Here is an 11,013-nt window from a genome sequence, read left to right on the forward strand (position 1 = left end):
CGAGGTCGACATAGGAAAACAGCGAGCCCGACCGTTCGTCCAATCCGCGCATTCACCGTCCCCAAATCGTTCGGGGAGCAGTGAATCACGCTCCAAACAACCGCGCCAGTACTTCTTCAACAGCCTGTTAGGTCTTTGTTTTGATGCATGTCGTTCTCCCAAAACCGCTGCGCACTTTTGGGCGACATGCATTAAGCGGTCAACCTGACCGTAGGCCGGCGCATTTCCCCCTCTCCGTCTCGGCTTCGCCGAGCCACCTCTCCCCCACTTCGTGGGGGCGAGGAAATCTGGGCAATAGCTGGCGGCCGCTTGTTCGTTTGCATCGCTGTCCGAAAACATGCAGACATGGCGCCGCCGACAAATAGAAGGCGAGTGGAGGGGACATGGCCGAAGTAGCAGTGCAGCGGGCGACGGGGCGCGGCATCTGGGGCTGGATGTTCTTCGACTGGGCGGCGCAGCCCTTCTTCACCGTCGTCACCACCTTCATCTTCGGGCCATACTTCGCCTCGCGCATGGTCAGCGATCCGGTCGTGGGTCAGGCCGCCTGGGCCTGGGGCATCGCCGCCGCCGGCCTGGTCATCGCCGTGCTTTCGCCCGTATTGGGCTCGATCGCCGACCAGACGGGACCGCGCAAGCCGTGGATCGCCTTCTTCGCGGCCATCAAGATCACCAGCCTCACGCTGCTTTGGCTCGCGGCGCCCGGGTCGAATGTGTTCCTGATCGTGCTGTTGTTCTCGCTGGCCTCGGTGGCCGCGGAATTCTCGACCGTGTTCAACGATTCGATGATGCCGCGGCTGGTGCCGAAAAGCGAAATCGGGCGCATCTCCAACATCGCCTGGGGTCTCGGCTATCTCGGCGGGATGATCGCGCTGATTTTTGTCATTCTGTTCATGGCCGGCAATCTGGAAACCGGCAAAACGGTCATCGGCCTCGACCCGATCCTGGGACTCGATCCGAAGCTCGGCGAAGATGCCCGCGCCACCGGGCCAATGTCGGCCGGCTGGTACTTTCTCTTCATCCTGCCGATGTTCTTCTTCACCCCGGACGCCGCCAAGGGCATTCCGATCGGACCGGCAGTGCGCGAGGGTCTTTCGGAGCTGAAGTCGACGCTGACAGAGGCGCGCAAGCGCGTCGGTATCTTCCGCTTCCTTGTCGCCCGCATGATCTACCAGGACGGCGTCAACGCGCTGCTCACGCAGGGCGGTGTGTTCGCTGCCGCGATGTTCCACTGGTCGATCACCGAGATCGGCATCTTCGGCATCATTCTCAACGTCGTCGCCATCTTCGGCTGCTGGATCGCCGCTCGCCTTGACACCGCGCTTGGTTCCAAAGCGGTGGTGATGATCGCGCTGATGATGCTGACCGTGGCCACCGCCGGAATCATCTCGACCGGGCCGGGCTTCACGCTGCTCGGCCTGATACCGCTCCCCCTGGCTGATTCCGGCGGCCTGTTCGGCACCGCCGCCGAGAAGGCCTATATCCTCTACGGGCTGCTGATCGGCCTTGCCTTCGGGCCGGTGCAGGCTTCATCGCGCTCCTATATGGCGCGGAGCGTCACCGCCGCCGAATCGGGCCGTTATTTCGGCATCTACGCGCTGTCCGGACGGGCGACCAGTTTCCTGGCGCCGTTCCTGCTCGCGACGATCAGCTACCTGAGCGACTCGGCGCGGCTCGGCATGGCGGTGATCATCCTCTTTCTCGGTATCGGCATGGCGATCCTGGTCAGGACGCCCTACCCGGCGGACAAGCCGGTGGAGTGAGCCTCTTCCTTCTCCCCTTGTGGGAGAAGGTGGATCGGCGCGCAGCGCCGAGACGGATGAGGGGTGTTCCAGCTTGGCGAACGCGCTCGTCCAAACGACACATGGCGACCGGACCGCCAACGCCTCACTCCGTCCAGCACCCTTCATCCGTCGCCTTCGGCGACACCTTCTCCCACAAGGGGAGAAGGAGAGGGCGCGCTCAATGCCTGAAATGCCGCACGCCCGTGAACACCATGGCGATGCCGTGCTCGTCGGCGGCGGCAATCACGTCGTCGTCGCGCATCGAGCCGCCGGGCTGGATCACGGCGCTAGCGCCGGCCTCGATCGCCGACAGCAAGCCGTCGGCGAAGGGGAAGAAGGCGTCGGAGGCGACGACGGAACCCTTGGTCAGCGGTTCGGTCAGGCCGGCGGCTTCGGCCGCGTCGAGCGCCTTGCGGGCGGCGATGCGCGAGGAATCGACGCGGCTCATCTGGCCGGCGCCGATGCCGACGGTGGCGCCATCCTTCGCATAGACGATGGCGTTCGACTTGACGTGTTTGGCGACGCGGAAAGCGAATTTGAGGTCGGCCATCTCGGCCGGCGTCGGCGCGCGCTTCGTCACCACCGACAATGCGAGGTCGTCGACCACCGCATTGTCGCGGCTTTGCACCAAGAGCCCGCCGGCCACCGATTTCACGAGCGTGCCGGCGGCGCGCGGGTCGGGCAGGTCGCCGGCGACCAGAAGGCGCAAATTCTTCTTCGCGGCGACGATCGCTGCCGCCTCGTCGGTGGCGTCCGGCGCGATGATCACCTCGGTGAAGGTTTTCACGATCTCTTCCGCCGCCTCGGCATCGAGGATGCGGTTCATGGCGACGATGCCGCCGAAAGCCGAGACCGGATCGCAGGCAAGCGCCCTGGCATAAGCCGCCTTCAGCGTCGCCCCTTCGGCGACGCCGCAGGGATTGGCGTGCTTGATGATGGCGATCGCCGCAGAACGGGCCGGATCGAACTCGCCGACCAGCTCGAAGGCGGCGTCGGTGTCGTTGATGTTGTTGTAGGAGAGCTGCTTGCCCTGCAGCTGCCTGGCGGTGGCGACACCCGGCCGCTTGTCGCCGGAGAGATAGAAGCCGGCGCTCTGGTGCGGGTTCTCGCCATAGCGCATCACCTGGTCGAGGCGGCCGCCGAAGGCGCGCCAGGTCGGATGCTCGACCTCGAGCGCCTCGGCGAACCAGCCGGAGATCGCCGCGTCATAGGTGGCCGTGCGGGCAAAGGCCTTGGCGGCCAGCTTCTTGCGGAAATCGAGCGACAGCGAGCCGAGGTTCATCTCCAGCGCGTTGAGCACCGAGGCGTAGTCGGCGGGATCGGTGACGATGGCGACATAGGCATGGTTCTTGGCCGAGGCGCGGATCATCGCCGGACCGCCGATGTCGATGTTCTCTACGATCGAAGCGTAGCCGGCGCCGGAGCGGCGGACTTCCTCGAACGGGTAGAGGTTGGAGACGACGAGGTCGATCGGAAGGATATGGTGGTCGTGCATCGCCTTCACATGCTCGGGGTCGTCACGCACGCCGAGCAGCGCGCCATGCACCGACGGGTGCAAGGTCTTGACGCGGCCGTCCATGATCTCGGGAAAGCCGGTCAGTTCCGAAACATCGCGGACCGCCAGGCCGGCCTCGGCGATCGCCTTCGCCGTGCCGCCGGTGGAGACCAGCTCGACGCCGGCGGCGGCAAGCGCCCTGGCGAAATCGATCAGGCCGGTTTTATCGAAGACTGAAAGCAACGCGCGGCGAACCGGAACGAGGTCCGGTGCCGGAATGTTCTTGGCGGGGACGGCCATGGCAGGCGGCCTTTCAAGGCTGGTTGGGAAACGTTCGCGGGCCGTAGCATATGAGCCCCGGAAATCAAGCGCGCAGCTTGGGTTCCATCGCTGAGGCTCAGTTGTTTTCGGGATAGCCGGCGATGTGGGTGCGCGTCAGCTGCCAGTGCACCTCGGCGATCTCCGAGGCCTTGAAGGCAAGCACGATCTGCCGGCTGCGGCGCGGCCCGCCGAGTCCGGCGAAATAGATCGATTCCTCAACCTCCGGCGCCACTTCCGCGCAGGTGAAAACCCAAGTGTCTCCTTGTGCGGCGGCGAGCGTCAAGCGGTCCCGCTCGTCCTGAAGCAGGCCGATGTCGGGATGGATGTGGAAGCGCACTGTGACGAAGTCGCGGCCATTGTTGCGGACCGTCGCGCCCCCGGGGCGCAGGAAACGGTCGCGGCCGGTCAGCACATTGCCGTTCTCCGTCAGCTTCAATTCACGCTCGTGCAGGAAGCCGAAGCGCGCGGCATAGCCGTCGTGGCGGGCGACGAAACCGTGCACGCCTTTCTGGTCGATGCGCTTGCAGGGCACGCGCTGCGGGCCGGGGATCAGCGGCGAGCCGAGCAGGTCGCTGACCCGCAGCGAATGGCTGAAGCGCGCCGAGGAGGTGTCGTTGACGGTGGCGGTCGAGTGCGCGGCGGTGGCGCGGGCAAGCGGGCGGAACTCGGCGGCGCCATAGGTATCGATGCCGGCATTGACGATGAAGTGCTGGCGTCCGGAAGAAAGCTCGAAGGCGAGGCACCCGGCATGCGCGGCGTTGGAAACGTCGATGGGCGGCGGCAGGCCGGTGTCGGCGATCACCGTCACGCCGCCCATCGACAGGCGCTCGTAGCCGGAATGCGGCGCGTGCAGCAGCGGCGCGCCGACCGTGTCGTCATGACGCAGGATGGTGGCGATGCGGTCGTGGATCGTGGCGCCCATGCCGTTGAAGCGGGCGAGGCTGCCGTCCTGGTGGCGGAAGAAACGCAGGGCCGGCAGCATGCGGTCGATGGCGCCGATCAACGCCGGCGGCGGCGCCTCGGCCTGGTTGGCATAGGTCTGGCGCAGAGGCAAAAGGTCGGCCAGCAATTCCAGCACCGTCATCGGGTTGCGCGAGATGTGGCCGCCATCGGGAAGGATCTGGCGGTCGAGCTCCTCGGCAAGGTTGCGGGTGGCGGCGCGCAGCGCCGAGGGCGGCGCCGGCAGCGACAGGGCGGCGAAGGCAAGCGCGATGCGGGCGCGCAGCCTGTCCTTGCCGTCCGGCATCTCGCGTGCCATCGACCGCAGATAGCGGATCTGCATGGCGAGCGATTTGAGGAAGGCGCGGTAGAAGGGAAATTCGGCGCCCTGCAGCACGACGGAGGAATGCTGCAGCCAGGCGATCACCCGCTTGGCCGTCGTGCGCGGCTCCCAGGCGACGCCGGATATCTGGTTGCCGTGCATGGCGATCCAGTCGGAGACCAGGGCCCGTGCGTTGGCGGCGGCAAGCTCGGTGCCCGCGGCCCGCATATGGCGCAGCCAGCGGAAGCCGTGCAGCGTCTTTTGCCAGCCGTGGTTGGGCACATTGATCTGAAAGGGCGATTTGCCGCCGGTTTCCACCATGTGGCCGGACAACGGATAGCGCCCATAATAGATTTCGAGCGCGATCTGCGGATCGGCGAGCCTGAGATCCGGCGGCGCGATGAGCACGCGCTCGGGCGTGCGGCCGGAATAGCGCCAGCGATAGACGGGACCGGCGCGAAGACGCCGGCGCGTCTTGCGCCAAAACTCCCTCGCGACAAGCGTCCAAAGACGCGTCGTGTTGCCGGCAACAAGTGCCAAATCCCCTCCTGATCGACCGCTACCCAAGCACAAGCTTATATGATTCAAGAACTTATGCGAAGGCGGATTTCGCCGGCGTGAAGCGCTTCACGCGGTGCCGCCGGGACCGTCCCTAAAAAAGTCAGCAAGTTTGATGTAATAACGTTTTAAGCGGCCCTTCGCATCCGCGCGGCAAAAAAGCCGTCCAGGCCGGAAATCCCCGGTGAGTCGAGCGCCATGTCGGCGGGTGTCGTGCGCAGGGTGCCCTCTGGCGTCAGGAACGGGTCGACGCCGGCGAAATCGCCTGCTTGGATCGGATCGGCGGCCACACTGGGCGTCTCGGCAAGGAAAGCGTGGTAGAGATCTTCGCCCTCGATCGGGTCGAGCGAACAGTTGGAAAAGACGATCCGGCCACCGGGTCTGACGAGAGTAACGGCGTGAGCGAGGAGCTTCCGTTGGAGCGCGGCGAGTTTCTCGACATCGGCCATGGTTTTTGTCCACGGCACGTCGGGATGGCGACGGACGGTGCCGGTCGAGGAGCAGGGGGCGTCGAGAAGCACGGCGTCGAACGGCTCCGCCGGCCGGTAGTCGAGCAGGTCGGTCTGCACCAGCTCCGCCGACAGGCCGAGGCGCTCGAGATTCTGCGCCAGACGCGCCAGCCGGTTCTTCGAGGTGTCGACGGCGGTGACATTGGCGCCGGCGAGGATGAGCTGTGCCGTCTTGCCGCCGGGCGCGGCGCAAAGGTCGGCAACGCGCTGCCCTTCGATGTCGCCGAACAGGCGCGCGGGGAGGCTTGCCGCCGCATTCTGCACCCACCAGGCGCCGTCGGTGAAGCCGGGCAAGTCGGTGACCGCAGCCTGCAGTTTTTCTATCCGCACGGTGCCGGTCGGCAGCACGATGCCGCCGAGCCGCTCGCCCCAGAGCGCCGGGTCGGACTTGACGGTGAAATCGACCGGCGCTTCGTGGCGGTGGGCGGCAAGGATGGTCCGCGCCTTGTCGGCGCCGTAGGCGGCGGTCAGCCGGTCGGCAAACCATTGCGGCGCTTCGCTGGTCGCAGCAAGCGTTGGCGCCAGCTCGGCCTCCTTGGCGCGCGCCAGCGAGCGCAGCACGCCGTTGACGAGGCCGGAAAAGCGCAGCGTGCGCGGATCGGACTTGGCATGGGTGACGGCAAGATCGACTGCGGCGCTGTCGGGGATATCGAGGAACAGGATCTGCGCGCCGGCCACGTGCAGGATGTGCGAGAGCGCGGTCGCGTTGGCCGGCAGCGGCCTCTCCAGACGCTTCGCCAGCAGGCCGGCAATGGTCATGCGGTAGCGCAGCGCCGTGACCAGGATGGCGCGCACCAGCGCGCGGTCGCGGGCATCAAGCGCCCTGTATTGCGGATGGCCGTGCTCGTTGTCGGTCAGGCCGTCGAGCGGTGTGCGGGCATCAATGACGGCGGCAAGCAGCCGAGCGGCAGCCTTGCGCGCGGCAAGCCCGGCAATCGCCTCGCCTGCATCACGTCTGCCAGGGGTTTGCGGTCGGCGCTTCGCTCCGCTCACGACCAAGGACCTTTGGGTCCTGCGCCGCGGGGTCCAGTCGGGTTGCGGCCCCATGGATTGGGTTTTGGCCGCGCCGGCTCGATTGGCGGCACGGGTTCGGCCGGCTTGCCCCACGGCCCGGCCGGCGGCTCATCGGCCGCCATCGGCGCTTCGCGCCGCGTGGCCCGAGAGGCGCTGCCCATCTCGCTCGCCATCTGCTGCAGGGCGGCGATACGGTTCTCGGTGCTCGGATGGGTCGAGAACAGATTGTCCATGCGCTCGCCCGAGAGCGGGTTGATGATGAAAAGATGGGCCATCGCCGGATTGCGCTCGGCATCCAGGTTGGGGATGCGTTCGGCGCCGCGCGCGATCTTGTCGAGCGCCGAGGCCAGCCACAGCGGCCGGCCGCAGATCTCCGCGCCGCGCCGGTCGGCCTCGTATTCGCGGGTGCGGCTCACCGCCATCTGCACGATCATGGCGGCGAAGGGCGCGACCAGCATGGCCACCAGCACGCCGACGAAGCCGAACGGGTTGTTGTTGTCGCGGCTTCCGCCGAAGAAGAAGGCGAAATTGCCGAGCATCGAGATCGCGCCGGCAAGCGTCGCGACGATCGTCATGGTAAGCGTGTCGCGATGCTGCACATGGGCAAGCTCATGCGCCATGACCGCCGCGACTTCTTCGTCCGAAAGCTGCTGCAGCAGGCCGGTCGAGGCAGCCACGGCGGCATTCTCGGGATTGCGGCCGGTGGCAAAGGCGTTGGGCTGTGGGGTGTCGATCTTGTACACTTTCGGCATGGGCAGGCCGGCTCGCCGGGCGAGGCCCTGCACTATCCTGTAGTATCTGGGGTCGCTTCTTTCGTCGACCTCGAAGGCGCCGTTCATCGACAGCACCATCTTGTCGGCATTCCAGTAGCTGAACAGGTTCATGCCGGCGGCGATCAAAAGCGCGATCATCATGCCGCCCGTGCCGCCGATCAGAAAGCCGACGCCCATGAACAGCGCCGTCATCGCGGCGAGAAGCATAGCGGTGCGAAGCGTGTTCATCTTCTAGTCCGTTTGGCGTGGTGGCGAATAGGAGTCGATCCGTCTTGCATCATGGCTATATGATGGGAAAGGCCGGTCTCTGTTTCAATCGGCCCTCTGTTTCAATCGGCCCCCTGTTTCAATCGGCAAGGCATATCGCATGACCGAACACCCCAGCAAAACCGAAACCGCCGCCGCGGCCGAAAAGCCGCGAAAGACGCTGACCCCGGCGGCGGAGCGCGCGCTTGCCGAGGCCGAGGCGAGGCGAAAGGCCTATCGCGAGGCGGAAGCCCGCCTGCCGAAGGAGATCGGCGGCCGCGGCAGCAACGAACCGGGGCGCTACGGCGACTGGGAAGTGAAGGGTCTGACCAGCGACTTCTAGCCGGATATGCTGATATTCAGGTGAGGCCGGCCTGCGGATGGCGACTTCCTGCGCTTCCGGCCTTCGCCGGCCGAAGCATTCATGAGAGTGGCGCGGCAGATAAGGCTACGGCCGGCGCAGGCCGGTACTCACGGGCCCATAGGTCCGCTCCGTTCTGGTTCTCGGAATTCACCATCCCCGACTCGGCCTGACCTGAATCTCAGCATATCCTAAGCCGCGTCACGCTGCCTATCGATGACCATCCAGCCGCTGTCGTCCGTGGCGATGCCGAGCGCATCGTAGGAAGCAATGCTGGCGTGTGGCGTCCGCATCGGATGGACATGCGTGGCGCTGATCACCATCACCGAGGCGCCGGAAGCTTCGCCCGCCGCGATACCCGCGGGCGCATCCTCGAAGACGAGGCAGTCGCGCGCCTCTACGCCGAGGCGCTTTGCCGCCAGCAGGAAGCAGTCGGGCGCCGGCTTGCCGCGGGTGACGTCCTCGGCCGACACCATCATGGCGGGAAGCGGAATGCCTGCTGCCTCGATGCGCAGCAGCGCCAGCTCGCGCGGCGCCGAGGTCACGATCGCCCACCGCGCGGGCGGCAGCGATTGCAGAAACGCCACCGCGCCCGCGATCGGCACGATGCCTTCAAGGTCGTCGGCCTCGGCCTTGAGCAGCGCGTCGGCTTCCGCAACAGGATCGACGCCCGGAAGCTCGAGCGCGGCGATCGTCTCTCTCGCGCGCCTGCCATGGATCGTCGGCAGGAAACTTGCCACGTCGAGACCATGGCGATTTGCCCAGTGGGTCCACACGCGTTCCGCCGCCGCGATCGAGTTGAGCACCGTGCCGTCCATGTCGAAAAGGAAGGCGGCGAACTTTCTGCCTACGAACATCGGATTTCCTGGAGAATCGTTTTCGGGGAGGGGCGAAACGCTCCTTACTTTAATGCCGTCAGCGCTGCCTGAGAAGTCGCGCCGGCGATTTCCATCCGCAGCAGGAACAACCTCCCGGTTGCCGCGTTCTTCTTCGCGATCGTCAAAAAAGGGGGGAATGCGATGCTGATCCGGCTCGGCTACGAAATCGCTATCGAATGCGTCGCGGCGACGCCGATCGTCTCGCTCCTCGACATCCACCCCGATCGCCATGCCGATATCAAACGGCAGACGCGGGTGCTCACTTCGCCTTCCGTGCCGACCCGGACCTATCGCGACCGCTACGGCAACATCTGCCGCCGCTTCACCGCGCCGGCCGGCGGCTTCCGTATCCTCTATGACGCAGCGGTCGAGGACAGCGGCGAATGCGACGAAGTCAACAGGCTGGCGCACGAAACGCCGGTGGCGGACCTGCCGGACGACGTGCTCGTCTACCTGCTCGGCAGCCGCTATTGCGAAACCGATCACCTCGGCGGCCTCGCCTGGCAGCTTTTCGGCCGTCTCCCGCCCGGGTGGGCGCGCGTGCAAGCGATCGTCGATTATGTCCACAGCCGGCTTTCCTTCGGCTACGGCTATGCCCGCGCCACGCGCACCGCGGCGCAGGCGCATGAAGAGCGCGTCGGCGTGTGCCGCGATTTCGCGCATCTCGCGATCACGCTTTGCCGCTCGATGAACATTCCGGCGCGCTATGTGAACGGCTATCTCGGCGATATCGGCGTGCCGGCCGATCCCGCGCCGATGGATTTCTCGGCCTGGATGGAAGCATTCCTTGACGGCAAATGGTACACGTTCGATCCGCGCCACAATTGCCCCAGGATAGGCCGCGTCGTGATTGCGCGCGGCCGCGACGCCACGGACGTGCCGCTGCTGCACAGTTTCGGGCCGCACCGGCTCGGCCTGTTCAAGGTCTGGACCTATGAGCAGGTAAGCAACCGGTTCAATCCGCCGCAGCACGGCATCGACCGCACGGTAAGCGCGCAGATGCTGGCATAGGCAGGCGGCTGTTAAAGCGCGTCGCGCTGAAACGGATCCAAGCGACGTGCTTTAGGTTCTTGTTTTGATGCATGTCGTTCTCCCAAAACCGCTGCACACTTTTGGGCGACATGCATTAAACGACGGCTCCAGCACCGCCGCTGACCCGCTTCGATGCTGGAGCGGTTCATCGTTTCCCGGAAACGCCGTTCACCCCTTCCTCGATCGCTATTGGTCCAAAAGGAAAAGGCCGCCGCTTCTTGACGAAGCCGGCGGCCTTCCGTGTTTCCGTCCATGACGCGGCTCATGGCGGCGACCCCATCGGGTCACCTGCCGCGCGTCTCGCGCCTTAACGGGAAGACTGCTTCCCGGAAGTGCAATCCGCTGAGCTCACGTTATGGAAAACGAAATCACTCGACATCGGATCACCTCCTTTCGATTGGTTGAACACGGCCCAAAGAATGGGGTGTGTCGCGGCAAATGACAAGGTGCCGCAACGGAATGGCCAGACGGGAAATCCTCGAGTAGTGCATTTGCGCAACAGATCGGGATTGCGGTCCCAAGGCGAATTGGACGACAGTGGCTCAAGCCAGCGGGCGTATTCGACGTATCGGGAGGTGGGAATGAATGCCGCCGACAGGGCCGCGCGGATCGTGCGAACGGTCGTCGAGACTCTGAAGCCCGGCTTTGCGGTCAGGCTGTGGACCGGCGAGCGGATCGGCCCCGCCGGCGGTCCGGTGCTCGCCATCAACGACCAGGACATCGTCTGGCAACTGGTGCGGCGGCCGGCCTTCTCGACGCTGGTCGAGATGTGGATATCCAAGAC

Annotated in this window: 9 protein-coding genes and 1 pseudogene; 4 read left to right on the top strand and 6 right to left on the bottom strand. The window is 65.6% G+C overall.

The genetic code is table 11. The annotated features are described in order from the left end of the window. Nucleotides 1-383: 383 nt before the first annotated feature. Complete coding sequence (locus EOA29_RS12690; RefSeq protein ID WP_126091310.1) at nt 384-1,760, top strand: MFS transporter; 1,377 nt, start codon at nt 384-386, stop codon at nt 1,758-1,760. A 199-nt stretch (nt 1,761-1,959) separates the two neighbouring features. Here EOA29_RS12690 and purH read toward each other — a convergent pair whose 3' ends face one another. From purH to htpX, 4 genes are all read right to left on the bottom strand, one after another. Beyond that, nucleotides 1,960-3,576, bottom strand: coding sequence for a bifunctional phosphoribosylaminoimidazolecarboxamide formyltransferase/IMP cyclohydrolase (purH, locus tag EOA29_RS12695; protein ID WP_126091311.1), 1,617 nt, complete (start codon nt 3,574-3,576; stop codon nt 1,960-1,962). A 97-nt stretch (nt 3,577-3,673) separates the two neighbouring features. After that, the gene (locus tag EOA29_RS12700; RefSeq protein ID WP_127220971.1) at nt 3,674-5,398 is read right to left on the bottom strand and encodes a heparinase II/III family protein; all 1,725 of its coding nucleotides are present in this window, start codon (nt 5,396-5,398) and stop codon (nt 3,674-3,676) included. A gap of 146 nt (nt 5,399-5,544) precedes the next feature. Further along, on the bottom strand, nt 5,545-6,924 hold the full coding sequence (locus EOA29_RS12705; RefSeq protein ID WP_245464846.1) for an RsmB/NOP family class I SAM-dependent RNA methyltransferase: 1,380 nt from the start codon (nt 6,922-6,924) through the stop codon (nt 5,545-5,547). Further along, nucleotides 6,915-7,940, bottom strand: a complete 1,026-nt coding sequence (gene htpX, locus EOA29_RS12710; protein WP_126091314.1) for a zinc metalloprotease HtpX — start codon at nt 7,938-7,940, stop codon at nt 6,915-6,917. The genes EOA29_RS12705 and htpX overlap by 10 nt, the downstream gene beginning before the upstream one ends. A gap of 139 nt (nt 7,941-8,079) precedes the next feature. Here htpX and EOA29_RS12715 point away from each other — a divergent pair, with 139 nt between their 5' ends. Continuing rightward, the gene (locus EOA29_RS12715) at nt 8,080-8,301 is read left to right on the top strand and encodes a DUF1674 domain-containing protein (RefSeq protein ID WP_126091315.1); all 222 of its coding nucleotides are present in this window, start codon (nt 8,080-8,082) and stop codon (nt 8,299-8,301) included. Between the two features lie 209 nt (nt 8,302-8,510). Here the strand turns inward: EOA29_RS12715 and EOA29_RS12720 are convergent, their stop codons facing one another. Next, a complete protein-coding gene (locus EOA29_RS12720; protein ID WP_127220972.1) occupies nt 8,511-9,176 on the bottom strand; it encodes an HAD-IA family hydrolase in 666 nt (221 codons plus the stop codon). A 162-nt stretch (nt 9,177-9,338) separates the two neighbouring features. On the opposite strand from EOA29_RS12720, the gene EOA29_RS12725 reads away from it, so the two are divergent. Continuing rightward, nucleotides 9,339-10,208 (top strand): transglutaminase family protein, encoded by an 870-nt coding sequence (locus tag EOA29_RS12725; protein WP_126091317.1) that lies wholly within the window; start codon nt 9,339-9,341, stop codon nt 10,206-10,208. Between the two features lie 11 nt (nt 10,209-10,219). Here EOA29_RS12725 and EOA29_RS41340 read toward each other — a convergent pair whose 3' ends face one another. After that, complete coding sequence (locus EOA29_RS41340) at nt 10,220-10,495, bottom strand: hypothetical protein (protein WP_189478882.1); 276 nt, start codon at nt 10,493-10,495, stop codon at nt 10,220-10,222. A 315-nt stretch (nt 10,496-10,810) separates the two neighbouring features. Here EOA29_RS41340 and EOA29_RS12730 point away from each other — a divergent pair. Next, nucleotides 10,811-11,013 (top strand): annotated as a pseudogene (locus EOA29_RS12730) (SAM-dependent methyltransferase); the annotation flags it as partial.

The organism is Mesorhizobium sp. M1E.F.Ca.ET.063.01.1.1 (assembly GCF_003998155.1).
Lineage (GTDB): Bacteria > Pseudomonadota > Alphaproteobacteria > Rhizobiales > Rhizobiaceae > Mesorhizobium.

Bases quoted from the DNA above. Each gene is read 5' to 3' on its own strand.
- EOA29_RS12690 (WP_126091310.1), top strand. From the start codon at position 384: ATGGCCGAAGTAGCAGTGCAGCGGGCGACGGGGCGCGGCATCTGGGGC.
- purH (WP_126091311.1), bottom strand. From the start codon at position 3,576: ATGGCCGTCCCCGCCAAGAACATTCCGGCACCGGACCTCGTTCCGGTT.
- htpX (WP_126091314.1), bottom strand. From the start codon at position 7,940: ATGAACACGCTTCGCACCGCTATGCTTCTCGCCGCGATGACGGCGCTG.
- EOA29_RS12715 (WP_126091315.1), top strand. From the start codon at position 8,080: ATGACCGAACACCCCAGCAAAACCGAAACCGCCGCCGCGGCCGAAAAG.
- EOA29_RS12720 (WP_127220972.1), bottom strand. From the start codon at position 9,176: ATGTTCGTAGGCAGAAAGTTCGCCGCCTTCCTTTTCGACATGGACGGC.
- EOA29_RS12725 (WP_126091317.1), top strand. From the start codon at position 9,339: ATGCTGATCCGGCTCGGCTACGAAATCGCTATCGAATGCGTCGCGGCG.
- EOA29_RS41340 (WP_189478882.1), bottom strand. From the start codon at position 10,495: ATGAGCCGCGTCATGGACGGAAACACGGAAGGCCGCCGGCTTCGTCAA.